At 44.6% G+C, this 17,693-nt stretch carries 17 protein-coding genes and 1 pseudogene; 5 read left to right on the top strand and 13 right to left on the bottom strand.

Annotation, left to right across the window (positions count from 1 at the left end):
- Together JEQ21_RS08335 and JEQ21_RS08340 are read left to right on the top strand one after the other, a co-directional pair.
- A partial coding sequence (locus tag JEQ21_RS08335) for a UPF0236 family transposase-like protein (protein ID WP_199364991.1) occupies positions 1–594 on the top strand: 594 nt, incomplete at its 5' end.
- A gap of 412 nt (positions 595–1,006) precedes the next feature.
- A complete protein-coding gene (locus JEQ21_RS08340) occupies positions 1,007–1,306 on the top strand; it encodes a YbaB/EbfC family nucleoid-associated protein (RefSeq protein WP_196092028.1) in 300 nt (99 codons plus the stop codon).
- A 420-nt stretch (positions 1,307–1,726) separates the two neighbouring features.
- On the opposite strand, the gene JEQ21_RS08345 is transcribed toward JEQ21_RS08340, so the two are convergent.
- A complete protein-coding gene (locus tag JEQ21_RS08345) occupies positions 1,727–2,224 on the bottom strand; it encodes a DUF536 domain-containing protein (RefSeq protein ID WP_196092357.1) in 498 nt (165 codons plus the stop codon).
- A 113-nt stretch (positions 2,225–2,337) separates the two neighbouring features.
- Here JEQ21_RS08345 and JEQ21_RS08350 point away from each other — a divergent pair, with 113 nt between their 5' ends.
- Positions 2,338–3,519, top strand: a complete 1,182-nt coding sequence (locus JEQ21_RS08350; RefSeq protein ID WP_199364993.1) for an NAD(P)/FAD-dependent oxidoreductase — start codon at positions 2,338–2,340, stop codon at positions 3,517–3,519.
- Positions 3,520–3,639: 120 nt separating this feature from the next.
- Here the strand turns inward: JEQ21_RS08350 and tsaD are convergent, their stop codons facing one another.
- Genes tsaD through tsaB form a run of 3 tightly spaced genes read right to left on the bottom strand, consistent with a single transcriptional unit; the run spans position 3,640 to position 5,736 of the window.
- Positions 3,640–4,647, bottom strand: a complete 1,008-nt coding sequence (gene tsaD / locus JEQ21_RS08355) for a tRNA (adenosine(37)-N6)-threonylcarbamoyltransferase complex transferase subunit TsaD (RefSeq protein ID WP_199364995.1) — start codon at positions 4,645–4,647, stop codon at positions 3,640–3,642.
- Entirely contained in the window at positions 4,619–5,044 is a 426-nt protein-coding gene (gene rimI / locus JEQ21_RS08360) for a ribosomal protein S18-alanine N-acetyltransferase (RefSeq protein WP_325176132.1), read from the bottom strand. The genes tsaD and rimI overlap by 29 nt, the downstream gene beginning before the upstream one ends.
- 5 nt (positions 5,045–5,049) lie before the next feature.
- Complete coding sequence (tsaB, locus tag JEQ21_RS08365; RefSeq protein WP_199365000.1) at positions 5,050–5,736, bottom strand: tRNA (adenosine(37)-N6)-threonylcarbamoyltransferase complex dimerization subunit type 1 TsaB; 687 nt, start codon at positions 5,734–5,736, stop codon at positions 5,050–5,052.
- 164 nt (positions 5,737–5,900) lie between these two features.
- On the opposite strand from tsaB, the gene JEQ21_RS08370 reads away from it, so the two are divergent.
- Positions 5,901–6,137: a DNA-dependent RNA polymerase subunit epsilon gene (locus JEQ21_RS08370; RefSeq protein ID WP_196092352.1), complete on the top strand. Its 237-nt coding sequence runs from the start codon at positions 5,901–5,903 to the stop codon at positions 6,135–6,137.
- Positions 6,134–7,816: a ribonuclease J1 gene (gene rnjA / locus JEQ21_RS08375; RefSeq protein ID WP_199365002.1), complete on the top strand. Its 1,683-nt coding sequence runs from the start codon at positions 6,134–6,136 to the stop codon at positions 7,814–7,816. The genes JEQ21_RS08370 and rnjA overlap by 4 nt, the downstream gene beginning before the upstream one ends.
- A 40-nt stretch (positions 7,817–7,856) precedes the next feature.
- Here rnjA and JEQ21_RS08380 read toward each other — a convergent pair whose 3' ends face one another.
- From JEQ21_RS08380 to JEQ21_RS08420, 9 genes and pseudogenes are all read right to left on the bottom strand, one after another.
- Entirely contained in the window at positions 7,857–8,888 is a 1,032-nt protein-coding gene (locus JEQ21_RS08380) for a S66 family peptidase (RefSeq protein WP_199365004.1), read from the bottom strand.
- 51 nt (positions 8,889–8,939) lie between these two features.
- A complete protein-coding gene (locus tag JEQ21_RS08385; protein ID WP_199365006.1) occupies positions 8,940–9,929 on the bottom strand; it encodes a DUF389 domain-containing protein in 990 nt (329 codons plus the stop codon).
- Between the two features lie 247 nt (positions 9,930–10,176).
- The gene (locus JEQ21_RS08390) at positions 10,177–10,929 is read right to left on the bottom strand and encodes a CPBP family intramembrane glutamic endopeptidase (RefSeq protein WP_199365008.1); all 753 of its coding nucleotides are present in this window, start codon (positions 10,927–10,929) and stop codon (positions 10,177–10,179) included.
- Between the two features lie 612 nt (positions 10,930–11,541).
- Positions 11,542–12,887, bottom strand: a pseudogene (glnA, locus tag JEQ21_RS08395) (type I glutamate--ammonia ligase).
- 13 nt (positions 12,888–12,900) lie between these two features.
- Positions 12,901–13,272 carry a MerR family transcriptional regulator gene (locus JEQ21_RS08400; protein WP_196092115.1) on the bottom strand — a complete coding sequence of 124 codons (372 nt, stop codon included), beginning with the start codon at positions 13,270–13,272 and terminating at the stop codon, positions 12,901–12,903.
- Positions 13,273–13,341: 69 nt separating this feature from the next.
- Positions 13,342–13,878, bottom strand: a complete 537-nt coding sequence (locus JEQ21_RS08405) for an FUSC family protein (RefSeq protein ID WP_199365010.1) — start codon at positions 13,876–13,878, stop codon at positions 13,342–13,344.
- A gap of 61 nt (positions 13,879–13,939) precedes the next feature.
- Positions 13,940–15,139 carry a phosphoglycerate kinase gene (locus tag JEQ21_RS08410; RefSeq protein ID WP_199365012.1) on the bottom strand — a complete coding sequence of 400 codons (1,200 nt, stop codon included), beginning with the start codon at positions 15,137–15,139 and terminating at the stop codon, positions 13,940–13,942.
- Positions 15,140–15,498: 359 nt separating this feature from the next.
- A complete protein-coding gene (gene gap / locus JEQ21_RS08415) occupies positions 15,499–16,506 on the bottom strand; it encodes a type I glyceraldehyde-3-phosphate dehydrogenase (RefSeq protein ID WP_196092111.1) in 1,008 nt (335 codons plus the stop codon).
- Positions 16,507–16,871: 365 nt separating this feature from the next.
- Positions 16,872–17,693: IS110 family transposase (locus JEQ21_RS08420; protein ID WP_199365014.1), on the bottom strand; the 822-nt coding region annotated here is incomplete at its 5' end.

Consider the following 17,693-nt stretch of genomic DNA (forward strand, 5'->3'; position numbering starts at 1 on the left):
AAGTTCCAATCGCTTGGAGGACGTAGGAGTCTATTTGAATATTGCTTAGATTCCTACCATGTCATGAAATACATCACTGGTAAGCTTGGTTTTGATAAGTTTCTTCAAAAGGAATTACGGCAAGCAGTTAAGGCTTATGATTATGAGCGTGTAGAACTATTGCTAGATACAGTTGAGTCATATCTTGAACAGGAGGAGCACCTTGAGCGTTTGAGTGAAGTTCGAGCTTATTTAACTCGGAATTGGTGCTGGATTCGGCCACTAAAAGATAGAAATTTGCCAGTAAGTGATGGTGTGGGTGTTTGCGAAAGTGGACATCGCTTTTATACAAATCGTATGAAAAAGCAGGGACGAAATTGGACAAGACAAGGTGCTGAAAACATGGCAACTCTCTTAGTAAGTATTCGCAATGGGGAGTTTGAGAGATTGTACAGAGCTACAGTTTCGGAGCCAGTCTTTAGCGAGGAAATAGCTATGAGTGCTTCAAAAGCCCTAAAGGTTATGAAACACAAAGAGCACACTATTCCACAGGCAACCATACCTGTGTATGGTCCCAAGAGTTCAGCTATGGGACGCTTATCGAGTTTATTTTAGATCGTTCGGAAGGAATAAAGAAGCAGGTCTTCATACCGTAGTGGAATCATTAGCAGTTGAGAAACAACTGCTAAATGACGGAGATTTCGAGACCTTGGCTCGAAATCTAGTGATGAGACTCCGTAGGAGGCTGCTCACGTCCGCACTACCTAATATGAAGACCTGCATATTAGAAACACTAAGAACGATAAGGTGGAGATTGACTTACTGAATCATTCTATTTGAATGACAATGATATTTATGTGTTTTTGCAATTTTGCAAACTGAAATTTACGCACGTCCTAGATTTGAGACTGATTTTTCAAATTTCCGAGAATAACTTGACACATACAAATTTACTCTTCTTTACTTTTTCATCCGAAAACATGATAAAATAAGGGAGTTGTAATAAAAAAGAAAAGAGATGATCCTTATGATGAATATGCAAAATATTATGAAACAGGCTCAGAAAATGCAGAAGGATATGGAGAAAAAGCAAGCTGAATTAGCTGCAAAAGACTTCACCGGTTCCTCTGCCCAAGACCTAGTGACTGCTACTCTTTCCGGCGACCGCAAAGTAAAAGCCATTCGCTTCAACCCTGCTATTGTAGACCCTGATGATATGGAAACCTTGGCAGACATGACCGTGCAAGCCGTAAACAAGGCTCTTGAACAGATCGACCAAGAAACCCAAAAAACAATGGGGGCTTTAGCCGGAAAATTACCATTCTAACTCCTTCAGAATCAGGCGTTTAGCTTGATTCTTTTTTAGTAGACTTCCTGCGGAACTAATGTATTTGATCCAATCCCTCAGCAGGAAATAGAGTCTTTTAGTTTGCTTTTAGTACAAGGCAGCAAGTCGTAGACAGCTCAAAATCTTGAGGGAGATTTTGAGATTACTGATAAAACTTTTGAAGAAAGTTTCAATGAAGTACGGCAAGACGAGCTAACACAGTAATAAAAGATAAACTAAAAGAGTATAAAAGTGGTCATGGGCTTGGCCTCTACATTGCCAAAGGCTTACCCAACAATTAGGGAGAGACCTTTTTGTCGAAAGCCTGGTAGGTCACGGATCTTGCACTACCCTTCGGCTTCCACAAATTTAACCAACTGAAAAGCAGTCCGACTCGTGTCCGACTGCTTTTCAGTTTGACTAATTTCCAAATAGGCGAGACCAGAAGCCTTTTCTAGTCTGCTGCTCTTCGACTTGTTTCTTAGCCGCATCTAATTCCAACTTCAAGGTATCTTTATCATTCATGGCCTGAAGGGTTAGTTGCTGTTGCTGGTCCAACTGCTTGTCCTTCTCTGCAATTTGCGAATCCTTGGTCCTAAGTTGCTCGTCCTTGGACTTCAATTGCTCATGAAGCCGTTCAATTTCTCTTTCTTGGCGCGTGATCTCTTCGTTCTTCTCATCCACCAATATTTGTAGAATTTCTCTTTGTTTAGCATCTTCGCTGATTGGCTCATCTTCGAAAATGGATTTTTTGTAGATACCTTCTAGCTTAATCAAGCCACTCCGTGTAACAACCGTCACGCCTTTTTCATTCTTAGACAGATCCTCAGGTGGGAGGGTTTTGACACGGGTATTAACGGCTTGGCGGCTGATTCCTAAAATTTCAGCAAGTTCGCTGACGGTTTTCTCAATTGCCATAAGACCCTCAATGTAACTTTTACTTTTTCTTTTTTGGTATCTAAATCTTATCACATCCCACTTGGACTGTCAAATATTCCGAAGTTTCTAAAAACCTATGATACAATAGCTGTATGAAGCATTTTGAAACGATTGTATTGGGTGGCGGGCCTGCAGGCATGATGGCCACCATCGCAAGTGCCTATTATGGCCAAGAGACCCTCCTCATCGACAAGAACCGTCGCCTAGGCAAGAAGCTAGCCGGAACTGGCGGTGGCCGCTGCAATGTGACCAACAACGGGACTTTAGACGATCTCATTGCCAACATACCTGGCAATGGCCGTTTTTTATACAGCGTCTTTTCCCAATTTGACAACCACGACATTATTCGTTTTTTTGAAGAAGATGGAGTGGAGCTTAAGGTCGAAGATCATGGGCGGGTCTTTCCAAAAAGCGATAAGTCGCGTACCATCATTGAAGCCTTGGAGAATAAAATCAGGTCACTGGGGGCATCCATTCTGACCCAAACGGAAATTGTGTCGGTTAAGAAAAAGGACGAAGTCTTCCATCTCCGCTCCGCCGATCAAGAGTGGACCTGCCAACGCCTCATTGTCACAACCGGTGGAAAATCCTATCCTTCAACAGGTTCGACCGGTTTTGGCCATGACGTAGCACGCCATTTCAAGCATCACATTACGGACCTGGAAGCTGCGGAAAGCCCTGTTCTAACAGACTTTCCGCATAAGGAATTACAAGGAATTTCCCTTGACGAAGTCATCCTCAAACTTGGCAAACGCGAAATTCGTCACGACCTCCTCTTTACCCACTTTGGCCTATCAGGACCAGCAGCTCTCCGGATGTCTTCCTTCATCAAAGGAGGGGAGACCATTGAAGTGGACTTGCTCCCTGACCGGTCCAAGGAAGAACTTGTGAACCTCTTGGAGCAGAACCGTGACAAACAAGCCAAGAACTTCTTCAAAACCCTCCTACCAGAACGCCTGGCACTCTTCCTCCTTGGGAATCTAGCTGAGTTTCCTATCAAACAGGTCCCAACCAAAGATTGGGAGCACGTTCTCAACAAGATCAAGGGCCTTCAGATTCCCGTGACCGGGAAAATGTCCTTAGCCAAATCCTTTGTGACCAAAGGGGGAGTTGACCTCAAAGAAATCAATCCCAAAACCTTGGAAAGTAAACTCGTTCCCGGCCTCCACTTTGCTGGGGAAGTCATGGACATCAACGCCCACACAGGCGGTTTCAATATCACCAGTGCCCTCGCCTCCGGCTGGGTTGCCGGCTCCTCTATTTCCTATGACTAAACAGGAATAGAATGTTAAAAGACTCCCTTCAACTCTGTATGAGAAGTTGAAGGGAGTCTTTTTGCAATGTTCTTTATGAGACTAGGACAGACACCCATGAGGGCGTTCCGACCTCTGTAATTAATCCATAGTTGGAAAGGCCAAACTTGGTTTGGCATTGAGGTCCATCCCCGCTAGATGGTTTTTGTTCCATTCACTGACACTGGCGTAGGCTATCATGCCGGCATTGTCCCCACAGAGACGTAGGGGGGGAATAACTACTGGAATATCCGTGATTTCTTCCGCAAGACGCTGACGGAGTCCTTGGTTGGCAGCCACGCCTCCTGCTACCACTAGCATTTCGACCGGGTACCGCTCCAAGGCTTTCTTGGTTTTCCCAAGTAGGATATCGAGGACAGCTGTTTGGAATGAGGTCGCTAGGTCTGCCTGATTGAGTTCTTCTCCTTTTTGCTGCGCATTGTGATGAAGATTAATAAAGGCAGATTTTAAGCCAGAGAAAGAAAACTCAAGGTTATCCGCTTGCAACATGGCTCTGGGGAAATCGTAGACATCTTGGCCTTGATGAGCCAATTCATCCATTTCCCGACCCGCCGGATAGGTAAGCCCCATTACACGACCAACCTTGTCATAAGCTTCTCCCACCGCATCATCTCGAGTTTCCCCAACAATCCGGTAGTCCCCTGGCTCCTTGACATAAACCAACTCGGTATGACCGCCACTAACCAAGAGTGCCATCAATGGAAACTTCAATTTCGCTTGATCTTGAGCCGCCATCAAATGCCCCGCCATGTGGTTGACCGGAATCAAAGGCAACTGATGAGACCAAGCAAAAGCCTTGGCTGCCGACAAACCGACCAAGAGAGCTCCCACCAAGCCAGGACCGTAGGTTACCGCAACAGCATCCACATCATCTGCCTCAACCTCAGCTTCCTTCAAGGCCTCCTCAATACAAGCCGTGATAACCTCAACATGATGGCGACTGGCTACCTCTGGCACCACACCACCAAAACGCTTGTGACTCTCAATCTGACTGGCAATCACATTCGAAGCCAAGCGCCCCTCCTTCAAGACCGCCACACTGGTCTCATCACAAGAAGTTTCAAATGCCAGAATGATTTTCTCGTACATACAACTCTCCCTTCATCAAAATCGCATCCTCCACAGGATTCCGATAATAGTTCGGCCGCCGCCCAACCTCCACAAATCCAAGTGATTCGTAAAGCCCACGCGCCGCCTGATTTGATTCTCTTACTTCTAAAAAATAAGGCTGTTCCCCGGGGAGCGACAAGAGTAGAGCACGAGCCAAGCCCTGCCCCCTATAAGTAGGCAGTACCCCTACCTGCAAAATCTCCCGCTCCCCAGCCAAATCTTGCACAACACAAAGAGCCGCCAACTCCGCTCCCTTATAGAGGGCCCAAAAATGGGTGTCGTCCCGCTCCAGGTCTCGGGCAATCATCTCCTCCGTCCAAGGAGAACCAGCTGAATACACCTGATTCAGAAAGTCAAAGACCTCTTGACTTGTCACAGCCCTCATACGCGTTTAATGTAAGACGCATCCGAAGACTCTGAGCCTTGCTTCTTCAACCACTGTTCCTCAGCCTCAACCCGCTTGAGATAGTTGGGCACCAAGGCATGCGGCTCCACAAGCTTCACATCCGGCATCTGAGCCAGAAGGACTGCATCTGGCAAAGTCGGCAGTATACGCGCCTCAGGCAGCGCCGCACGGATGGCTGTCTCAAAGGCTGCCACTTCTCCCACAAACGTCACCTGTTCTTGCTCAGCAACCAAACGGAGGATCTCCTCCATAGCATAGTAGCCCTCCTCCTGAAAAACCACATCATCCTGGTAAAAACCAGCATAGGCATGCTGACGGCGAGCATCCATCAAGGCCACCACAGTCCCACTCACATAGTCGGGAACCAAAGCCCGTAGACTCGATACAGCCACCAACTCTGCCCCTAGCGTCTGAGCCAGAACCTTTGCCGTGGTCACGGCAATTCGAACCCCGGTATAAGAACCCGGTCCATAGGCCACCACAATCCGATCCAAATCAGCTGGTAGCCAGTCACAAGAGTGAAAAAGATAGTCGATGGTGGGCATCAAGGTGATGCTGTGATTTTTCTTAAGGGCTAGGGTCACTTGCCCGACCATTTTGTCCTCCTCTAGTAGGGCCACTGATAAGGCCTGATTAGAGGTATCCAGGGATAAAACTTTCATCTGATTCTATTGTCCTTACTTGATAATCCCTTTTATTTTATGATATAATCAGCATTATTGCAACGAAACAAAATTTAGCGATTCAGAGAGGAAGGAGCAGGATCTTCTGAAGTTCCCCTCCTTCCTTTTCTTATGAAAAGGCGCAATAACTAGAAAGGAAACCTATGATTTTTAAAGTTTACTATCAAGAAGTCAAAGACCGCAGCCCACGTCGTGAGTCAACTCGTTCACTCTATCTCGATATCGATGCTAAAACTGAATTGGAAGGTCGCATTCAAGCCCGAGAATTGGTTGAAAACAATACCGACTACAACATCGAGTTGATTGAGGCTCTCTCTGAAAACCACTTGGCTTATGAGAAAGAGAATGCTAACTTCGAATTAACGGAGTTCCCATCATGAGCTACCAACTAAAAAAAGAGGAGGTTGGGGTTTTTGCCATTGGTGGTCTCGGTGAAATCGGGAAAAACACCTATGGGATTGAGTACCAAGATGAAATCCTCATCGTCGATGCCGGGATTAAATTTCCAGAAGACGATCTTTTAGGGATTGATTACGTCATCCCTGACTATTCTTATATCGTCGACAACATTGACCGTGTCAAAGGAGTGCTCATCACCCATGGTCACGAAGACCACATCGGTGGTATCCCCTTCCTTCTCAAGCAAGCCAACATCCCTATCTATGCCGGTCCCTTGGCCTTGGCTCTGATCCGCGGAAAGTTAGAAGAACATGGACTCTTGCGAGATGCCAAACTCTTTGAAATTAACCACAACAGTGAGTTGCAATTCAAACATCTCAAAGCCACCTTCTTCCGCACCACTCACTCCATTCCAGAACCTCTAGGAATTGTGATTCATAGCCCTCAAGGGAAGATTGTCTGTACCGGAGACTTTAAATTTGACTTTACCCCTGTAGGGGAACCAGCGGACTTACATCGCATGGCCGCAATCGGAGAATCTGGCGTTTTGTGCCTCCTTTCTGATTCTACCAATGCGGAAATTCCAACCTTTACCAATTCTGAAAAAGTGGTTGGTCAATCCATTATGAAGATTATCGAGGACATTGACGGACGGATTATCTTCGCCTCCTTCGCCTCCAATATTTTCCGTCTCCAACAGGCTGCGGAAGCTGCGGTCAAGACCGGACGTAAAATTGTCGTCTTTGGTCGCTCTATGGAGAAGGCTATCGCCAACGGAATTGAACTCGGTTATATCAAGGTGCCGAAAGGAACCTTCATTGAACCGAATGAAATCAAGGAATACCCTGCGGAAGAAATTTTGATTATGTGTACGGGTAGCCAGGGAGAATCCATGGCCGCTCTCTCCCGAATCGCAAATGGTACCCATCGTCAAGTCCAACTGCAACCTGGCGACACGGTCATCTTCTCTTCTAGCCCAATTCCTGGAAACACCACTAGTGTCAATAAGCTGATCAATAAAATCATCGAAGCCGGTGTTGAAGTTGTTCATGGAAAAATTAATAACATCCACACCTCCGGACACGGTGGTCAGCAGGAGCAAAAGCTCATGCTTCGCTTAATTAAGCCAAAATACTTTATGCCCGTACACGGTGAGTACCGCATGCAAAAAATCCATGCCCAACTCGCTGTTGACACAGGCGTAGATAAAGACAATGTCTTTATCATGAAAAATGGAGACGTCCTAGCCCTCACAGCAGATTCCGCCCGCATCGCTGGCCATTTCAATGCCCAAGATATTTACGTGGACGGAAACCGCATCGGAGAAATCGGAGCTGCCGTCCTTCGTGATCGAAAAGACTTGTCCGAGGACGGTGTGGTCTTGGCTGTCGCAACCGTTGACTTCAAGAGTAAAATGATTCTGGCAGGTCCAGACATCCTTAGCCGTGGTTTCATCTATATGCGTGAATCTGGTGACCTCATTCGCCAAAGTCAACGCATCCTCTTCAACGCAATTCGCATTGCATTGAAGAATAAAGAAGCCAGCATCCAATCCGTTAACGGAGCGATTGTCAACGCCCTGCGGCCGTTCCTTTACGAAAATACTGAACGTGAACCCATCATCATTCCAATGGTTTTAACACCGGATGAAGAAAAATAGAAAATAAAGAGGTAGGATTTGATATATCCCACCTCTTTTTCTAATCTTGAAAGCGGATGACCTGATCCCCAGCATCCACTTGCGCTTCTACTCCAAATGGAATGATGCAGCGTGGAGTCGCATGACCGACGTTAATATTGGCCAGAATTGGGAAGTCTGGATTGTCAATGACCTCCCGTAAAATGTGATGATAGTCGTCCATGTAGGCCTGGTCCTGCGGTTTCCCAAAAAGGAGTCCAGTAACAACATCGAAAAGACCATAATCCTTCAATTTGCGGAGCATCTTCTCAAAATCCTCTGGACTTGGTTTTTCCTCGCTGGTTTCCAGGAGGAGAATTTTCCCCGTCCAATCCTCCAAGGAAGGAAAGAGTTGGTATTCTTGGCAGAGTTCCGCCTGACCTGGGAAGCGACCTCCCGCTAGTATTTCATACAGAGACTCTAGACAGCCTCCAAGGATGGGACCCGTAAAGGTGCTGGGTCCTTGCAAATGGAGAAAGCCTTGATTTGGATGAGAAGGCATGGATTTTCCCAGACCAGCGGGGCTGAAGTCCTCCCTTTCTTGATACCAAAGCGGACTTGGGTGAATCTCCTCAATTTTTCCTTTTTCCAAAAGTTCCTCAAAATAAGAACGCGTATAGGGAAGCATATCCGGAGCTAGTTCGCAAACATCGGGCAGAAAAGCTTGACCATAGAAGGTCGGTAAGCCCAACTTATGCAACATGAGATGGTTAGCGGTCGTGTCTGAAAATCCTAAGAAAATTTTCTGAGAAAGAACCTTCTTGAGCTGATCATCTGCAAAAAGATGGGGTAAGAGCCGGTAGGTGTCTAAACCTCCGATAGCACAAAGAATCATATCCAGGGAAGGGTCAGAAAAGGCATCTAGCATATCCTGAGCACGCGCCTCTGGATGCTGATCTAAATAATCCAAGCCCTTAAGAGCATTGGGAAGGATAACGACCTCCTGTCCCAATTCTTCTAAGCGCCATAAGCCAAGTTCCAGTTCATGGGCAATAAAGTCTTCCCCAAGTATTCCACTGGAGAGGCTGACAATTCCAATTTTCTTTACATTCATAAATATCTCCTACATGTTTCATCATTACGATTGGGTACAATTCCATCTCTTCTAATCGGTAGCCGTATTGTTCTTCTCCATTTGTTGATCAATCAAGTCGGCAATCCGCTTGTTCAAACCTTCTTCATCGTTGGTGGCGGGAGATCCTACTTGTTGCACAACTAAGCGGACTTGCTGCAATCCATAAGCTTTCTGCTTCTGTTCCAGCTTTCGGATATCTGCCTCGGTCAAAGCAGGACCGGTTACCACAACCTGTAACTCTTGCTTTTCCATATCCAAACTTTGGTTGAGGACGATTTGCTGGGAAAACTCACGAGTTACAAAAGTCTGGGCCGCCTCCGCGAGGACTCGTTTGTCGGACTCTTTTTTCGCCGGAAGGACTAGCCATAAAATCAAAACGGCCAACAGGGCATAAACCCCAAACACCTGAGGGCTTTTTGGAATACTGTCCTTCATAAATCGAGCGACCAGATAATGCCCCAACATAATGAAGAAAATGTTAATCGCAAAAAGATAGAGACTTCCACTCACAAAGGTCAGCTGACCAGTCGCAATCCCATAGCCGGTAGTACAAAGTGGTGGAACCAGGGACGTTGCCAGGGCCACACCAGCCGCTATGTGATTTCTTTCTTTTCTCCGAACTCCAACAGCCCCGACCAGTCCACCGACCAAGGAAATCAGGATATTCCAAAGGTTCGGGGAGGCCTGACCAGTTAATTCTGATCCAGCTGCCTTGAGAGGCGTTAACCAAAAATAAATGGTGGCCAGGCATATAGCGGCAAGTACTTGCAAGACCAGTATCCTCAAGGACCGTCGAAAAAGGGACAGATTCAGCCAGGACAGGCCGACCCCCATACCAATGATCGCAGGCATTAAAGGGGAGAGGAGTTTGGCCCCTAAAATCATCGGTATGGAATTCAGATTGAGGCCAATACAGCCCACCAAAACAGACCCAAACAAGAGCAGCCAGTGTTGTTTTTCAAACAATAGTTCAGCATCTACTCGATTGAGGTATTCTTCCTTTGACCATCTATTCTGCATGATACTCACTCCTACTCTGACTCCTATTTAGAGGACCAGCTCTTTCGTTTTAAGCAAATTATAGTCTTTTAGTTTATCTTTTATTACTGTGTTAGCTCGTCTTGCCGTACTTCATTGAAACTTTCTTCAAAAGTTTTATCAGTAATCTCAAAATCTCCCTCAAGATTTTGAGCTGTCTACGACTCGCTGCCTTGTACTAAAGTAAACTAAAAGACTATATCCTAACTCGATAAATCCTTTTTATTTCTTACATTGAAACAAAAAGAAAAAAGAGATTGATGCCAACCATATCTCCATAGGCATGCGCTAGAGAACATTGAAGAATATTCTGGTCTTTGCGGGTGTAGATATAGTAAAAGAAGAGTCCATAAGGTATCCCAATCACCAGAGCTACTGGAATCGTTTGATAGGTGTGAAACGAAACGCGAACCAGACTTGAAAAAAGAAGAACCCACCTTCTCCTCTCCATCCTTGTCGACAAAAGCAAGCCAAGGAAAAAGACTTCTTCATAAAATCCATTCACTAGAGAGAAGAGGATGGTGGATACATCTAAATAAGTGAAATTACCCCACAAGGTTTCCCAGTCAAAGCGCAGATCTGACAAGTAGTTCAGCGGCGTGAACTCCAACTGAAGAGCTGGAATCAAGCCCAGTAACAAGAAGGAAAAATCACAGACAATAGCGGCCCCAAGATAAATGAGGATGGGCTTCCAAAGCAGAGACCATTCCAGCTTCATTTTTAACTGTTTCCAATCAAAATGACGGAACCAGAGATAGGCAGCTGCTCCCAGCAAAATCCAACAAATTCCCAGAATAGCATTCCAGTTATCCGCCGCTGAAGCATTTAACATCTCCGGATCTCCAGCTGTACCATCCATGAGAGCCTCCGTTGAAATCCAGATGGCATCCCAAAAGAAAATAAGAGCCAATATCACTAAATCCCATCCATTTAAATACTTCAGTGGGATTGGAGGATGAATCTGTTGCCAGATTTTTTCCATGTCTTACACCTTCCATCTACCTACTATTGCATACTATACTCTTTTAGTTTATCTGTTATTACTGTGTTAGCTCGTCTTGCCGTACTTTAGTACTGCCTGCGACTCGCTGCCTTGTACTAAAAGCAAACTAAAAGACTATATAGCCTGAGCCATTGCAATGAGTCTCAAAGTCACCCCGAACGCAACAAGTATTCAGAACAGAAATTTTCGTAGCCCATCGCCATTCTCTCCGTACCAAGTTGCCTCTAGGCTCCTGAGTAATCTTTTTCCCATTATATCAAATTCTAATACTCATTGAATTTCAAAATCTGACTTTGTCAAGTCTCCTTGATGAACTGATTAATTGCGTGTTTCCACGCCTTATCCTTAATATCCAACAGGTCTCCCAGACCTGTTGAACTACCATCATCGGCTTCCCTCTTCATTTTTTGAAATTCCGCGAGTATTCTGATTTTGAAATTGGGAGTATAAAAAGCTAGCTCAGGTATTTTCCGGATTCTATGGAAAAAGCTTTCCAGACCGCTGAGCCTGGAAAGCTTTCAACTATTGAATGACGATTTCAAGCGAATTGGAATAGGACCAAGGTTCCCTTCAATCATCGCCCATTAATCATTAATACAACTCTAGGTAGTTGTCAATTTCCCAGCGAGAGACATAGGTCGCATAAGAAGCCCATTCAATACGTTTAGCTTCCAAGAAGTTGGTGTAGATATGCTCACCCATAGCTGCTTTCACGACCTCATCTTCCGTTAAGGCTTTTAAAGCATTGTGAAGAGTCGATGGCAAGTCTGTGATTCCAGCCTCCTTACGTTCTTCCGGTGACATAGTATAGATGTTGGACTCGATTGGTTCTGGCGCCTCAATTCGGTTGGCGATTCCGTCCAAACCAACTTCTAACAATACAGCCATTGCAATATAAGGATTGGCCATTGGGTCCACCGAACGCAACTCCAAGCGAGTACCCATTCCACGACTAGCCGGCACGCGCACAAGAGGCGAACGATTTCGACCTGCCCAGGCAATATAAACAGGGGCTTCGTAGCCAGGCACAAGACGCTTGTAGGAGTTAACGGTCGGGTTCATCACAGCAGTGTAGTGATAAGCGTGTTTCAAGAGGCCACCCAAGAAATGATAGGCGGTTTCTGATAATTGCATGCCGTTTGGGTCTTCAGGATCAAAGAAGGCATTTTGACCATCCGGACCAAATAGAGACATGTTGCAATGCATACCGGAACCAGCAATCCCATGTTTAGGCTTGGCCATGAAGGTTGCATACATGCCGTGTTTGCGTGCAATGGTTTTAACAACCAGTTTGAACAGTTGGATCTTGTCACAAGCCCGCAAGACATCATCATACTTGAAGTCGATTTCATGTTGGCCCACCGCCACTTCGTGGTGACTCGCTTCCACTTCAAACCCCATCTTGGTCAAAACATTCACGATTTCACGACGGGTATTGTCCGCCAGGTCTGTTGGGGCTAAATCAAAATACCCCCCTTATCATTCACTTCTAAGGTTGGCTTGCCTTGCTCATCCATCTTAAAGAGGAAAAACTCTGGCTCAGGCCCCAAATTGAAAGAAGAAAAACCGACTTCCTGCATGTGCTTCAAAGCCTTTTTCAAATTGGAACGTGGATCTCCCGCAAAAGGTTCTCCTTCTGTCGTATAGACGTCACAAATTAAACCTGCAACACTACCATTCTCATCTCCCCACGGGAAAACAATCCAGGTGTCCAAATCTGGATAGAGGTACATATCAGACTCATTGATTCGCACAAATCCCTCAATCGAAGACCCATCAAACATAGCCTTGTTACTGAGGACCTTATCCAACTGCTCATCCGTAGCCGGAATTTCGACATTCTTCATCGTTCCCAAAATATCGGTAAACATCAACCGAATAAAGGTTACATTTTTCTCTTTGACTTCTCGACGTATTTGTTCTGCAGTGACAGACATAGGAAACTCCTTCTTAAAAATGGTTAGGCCCTAAGGAACCAAACTGACTCGGCCCAGACTGAAACGGCCCTTCCCGCACAATGTCCCTGTGCAAGGCTCTCCGAACAGCCTTTTCGCTCATCTTCTGCCGAGATTTTTGCTCCCTCTGATAAAAATTTTTCTTAATCTCCGCAATCGAATAACCCTCCGCCAGCAAATCCTTAATTTCCAATAAACGATCCATATCGTTTAAAGAAAAAAGGCGGCGATTCCCTTCATTCCGCTCTGGTTTGACCAAACCGTGTTCTTCATAGTACCGAATTTGACGATCGGAGAGATCCGTCAACTTCCTTACACTTGACATGGGAAAAACGGCTAAATGGCGACGTAATTCTTTTTCTTTCATCATCGGAACCTTTCTGTTATCCATTATAAAGCGGGGGAAAGCATCTGTCAAGAAGTCATGTTAGAAAATCTAACGTGTCTTTTTTAAGAGAATAGCTCGAATTCGATCCATATCGTAATTGACTAAAATGGCAATAAAAACGCCAAAAAAAGTCTCAAAAACGCGGGTAAAAACGTAGAGTACAGAGTCTCCATAAGGAATAGACAAACTGATAATCAGAAATGCAGCCGCCCCCCCAATAATGGCTCCACCTGTATTTGTCGCGACACAAGTCATGATAGTTAACATGACACCGATTGGAACTCCCAAAAGCAGAACCAGAGGATTCGAGGGGAACACCCGCTCCAAAACAAAATAAAGAAGGGCATAAAAACCACCAATGCTGTTGGCGATGATACGGGACATCCCAAAATGGACGCTCTGATCAAAATCCTCCCGCAAGCTAAAAACCGCCGTCAAGGCCGCAATTTGCATTCCTTCCCAACCCCAAAGGTAAAACAGGAGCAAGACCAAGAAAACTGCAAGACCTGTCTTGAAAGTCCGCATGCCCAACCGAAATTTCTTAGGGTTAAAACGATAGCGTTTAAAATAACGTAGTATATTCATAAAAGATCACCCAATTAAAAAGGGGGAGGACAACCGTCCTCCCCAACCTTTTCTAGCGTTCTTATTTTTCAGTCAAGGCTGCCAAACCTGGAAGTACTTTACCTTCAAGCAATTCCATAGAAGCACCACCACCAGTTGAGATCCATGAGAATTTATCTGCACGACCTAGGTTGATGGCTGCAGCAGCAGAGTCACCACCACCGATGATTGATTTCACTTCTGGTTGTTTCACAATAGCATCCATCACACCGATAGTACCAGCTTGGAAATCAGGGTTTTCAAAGACACCCATTGGTCCGTTCCAGACCACAGTTTTCGCACCAGTAAGAGCTTCATCAAATTTAGCGATTGATTTAGGACCAATATCCAAACCAAGGAAGCCTTCAGAAACTGCTTCACCTTCTGTATCACGAACTTCAGTGTAGTCTGCAAAAGCATTTGCTTCTTTAGAATCCACTGGCAAGATCAATTTACCATCCGCTTTTTCAAGAAGGGCTTTAGCAACATCTAATTTATCTTCTTCAACAAGTGAGTTACCGATTTCAATACCTTGAGCCTTGAAGAAGGTATAAGTCATTCCTCCACCAATCAAGACCTTATCTGCTTTTTCAAGCAAGTTTTCGATAACACCAATCTTATCAGAAACTTTTGATCCACCAAGAATCGCTACAAATGGACGAACTGGGTTATCAACAGCTTCTTGGATGTATGCAATTTCGTTTTCCAAAAGGAAACCAGCTACTGCTTGCTCTACATTGGCAGAAATACCCACGTTAGATGCGTGTGCACGGTGAGCTGTACCAAAGGCATCGTTTACGAAGATTCCGTCTCCAAGAGAAGCCCAGTATTGACCAAGTTCAGGATCGTTCTTAGACTCTTTCTTACCATCTACATCTTCGAAACGAGTGTTTTCGACAAGAAGCACTTGACCATCTTCCAGCGCATTGATCGCTGCTTCCAACTCAGCACCACGAGTTGTGCCTGGAATGAAGACAACATCTTGACCTAGTTTTTCAGCAAGTGCTGCTGCAACTGGAGCCAAAGATTTTCCTTCTTTATCTGCCTCTTCTTTCACACGACCAAGGTGAGAGAACAAGATTGCACGGCCACCTTGCTCAAGAATGTACTTGATCGTTGGTAGCGCCGCTGTGATACGGTTGTCATTTGTAATAACGCCATCTTTCAAAGGTACGTTAAAGTCCACACGAACAAGGACTTTTTTGCCCTTCAATTCAACGTCTTTTACAGTCATTTTTGCCATGATACAAAAACCCCTTTTAATTTTTTATACAATCCCATTATATCACACTTAAAGCATTTGTGAGAAAGGAAACAAAAACTTGTCCTTTCTTTTTCATTCCGACAAGACGACATCTGAGCCTTCCAAGGAAAACCGCTGAACCCTTCTACTTTTGAATATCGCAAACTGATACTTAACTAATTTCAAAATCAGAATACTCGCGGAATTTCAAAAAAATGACGAGGAAATCCGATGAGTATGAACTGCACGAAAACTCCTCTGAAACACTCTTTCCCCTCACTTTCCGTCTCCCAAACTTCCACACAACTTGAGAAAGAACCAAAAAAACCTGCCCGAAGGCAGGTTTTCTCACTCAATGATTATTTTGCAAGTTTTGCAAAGTACTCAAGAGTACGTACCAATTGAGCAGTGTATGACATTTCGTTGTCGTACCAAGATACAACTTTAACCATTTGTTGTCCGTCAACATCAAGCACTTTAGTTTGAGTTGCGTCAAACAATGATCCGTATGACATACCTACGATGTCTTGTGATACCAATTGGTCTTCAGTGTAACCGTATGACTCGTTAGAAGCTGCTTTCATAGCTGCATTTACTTCGTCAGCAGTTACGTTCTTATCAAGAACTGCAACCAATTCAGTAACAGAACCTGTTGGTACAGGAACACGTTGTGCAGCACCGTCAAGTTTACCGTTCAATTCAGGGATAACAAGACCGATTGCTTTAGCCGCACCAGTAGAGTTTGGTACGATGTTTGCTGCAGCAGCACGTGCACGGCGAAGGTCACCACCACGGTGTGGACCGTCAAGAAGCATTTGGTCACCAGTGTAAGCGTGGATTGTAGTCATCAATCCTTGTTTCACGCCAAAGTTGTCGTGAAGGGCTTTTGCCATTGGAGCCAAACAGTTTGTAGTACATGACGCACCTGAGATAACTGTTTCAGTACCATCAAGGATGTCATGGTTAGTGTTGAATACAACTGTTTTAACGTCGTTTCCACCAGGAGCAGTGATAACAACTTTCTTCGCTCCACCTTTAAGGTGTTTTTCAGCACCTTCTTTAGATGCGAAGAAACCAGTTGCTTCAAGAACGATTTCAACACCGTCGTTAGCCCAGTCGATTTGTTCTGGATCACGTTCTGCAGAAACTTTAACAAAAGTTCCGTTTACGTCAAATCCACCTTCTTTAACTTCCACAGTACCGTTGAAGCGACCTTGAGTTGAGTCATATTTCAACAAATGTGCAAGCATAACTGGATCAGTAAGGTCGTTGATACGTACTACTTCAACACCTTCAACTTCTTGAATACGACGGAAAGCAAGGCGTCCGATACGTCCGAAACCGTTGATACCAACTTTAACTACCATTCGTGATTTCCTCCTTATGAAAATCAAAAAGATTTATTGTGAAAAGAGTAACTTGTAAACCTACAAGCTCTTTCAACACATCTATTATATACCGAATTTGGAAAAAAGGCAAGATGGGAATAACGACTTCCCAAAATCTCTATGCTCCAAGCTTTTTTCGAGTCAAGTTCTTTGACTCTCCCCCGTCAAGGTGCTATATTTATTCCTGTAAGCGTTATCATTCACAAAGTCTAGTGGTGAAATGTCAAGTTCAAAGTTCTGAGCAGTTACTCTTTTTTTCAGAAAAAAGGGCGCACTGAAAAGAGCTAGCGAAAAATGATGTTTTTCAATCAATTTTCACTAGATTTTCAAGGAGTGTGCAGATCCTAATAGGTATCTTCCATAAGCCTCCTTGGTGGCGTATAGAGTTGGCGGTTGCGTAGTAGCACATCCACCAGACGCACAAATTTTCTAGCAGTTAAGACGAGAGCTCGTTTATGTTTGTTTTTTGGTACTTCTTGACACTTCTTCTGGTAATAGGCTTTGTATTCTTCGTCATAACGTCTGACAGAGTTGGCGGCTTCAACTAAGTAATAACGTAGATAACGATTGCCTCTTTTCACAAGAGATGTGTTTTGAGATTTTGTGTTTCCAGATTGCGATTCTTTCCAGTTAAGACCTGCATATTTAGCGACTTGAGGGTGATCGTTGAATCGTTCAATTTGCCCAATTTCTGCAATAATACCAGCAGCGTAGACTTTCCCAACACCGGGAATAGAGGTTAGACACTGGTATTCAGGAATTGTTTCGACCATATCCTCGATAGCTTTATCGATATCTTTAATGATTTTTTCAAGATTTCTGATTTCTCGAACTAATAGTCCGAGGATAACATCGACAGACTCCTGTTGTAATTTTGAAAGACGGTAACTACTGTTAACTGCAGCTTGAATGGCTTTGGCCAACTTGTTAGGGTCTTTAAATCGTCCCTTGCCTCTACTTTGTAAGAAGTCGGCAAGTTGATCGAGAGGAATCGAAGCTATTTCATCAAGGGATAAATCCTCGGTCATCAAGCTTAGGATAGTTGACGAGAATACAGAGGTGCTAAGATTTTCTTTCTTGATTTCAGAAGAAAGAGTATTGCACTTGTAATAAATATTTTCGATAAAATGTTGCTTAGTTTTGCTCAACTGTTCCACCATTTGTAA

It is taken from the genome of Streptococcus sp. 121, from assembly GCF_016458205.1.
GTDB lineage: Bacteria > Bacillota > Bacilli > Lactobacillales > Streptococcaceae > Streptococcus.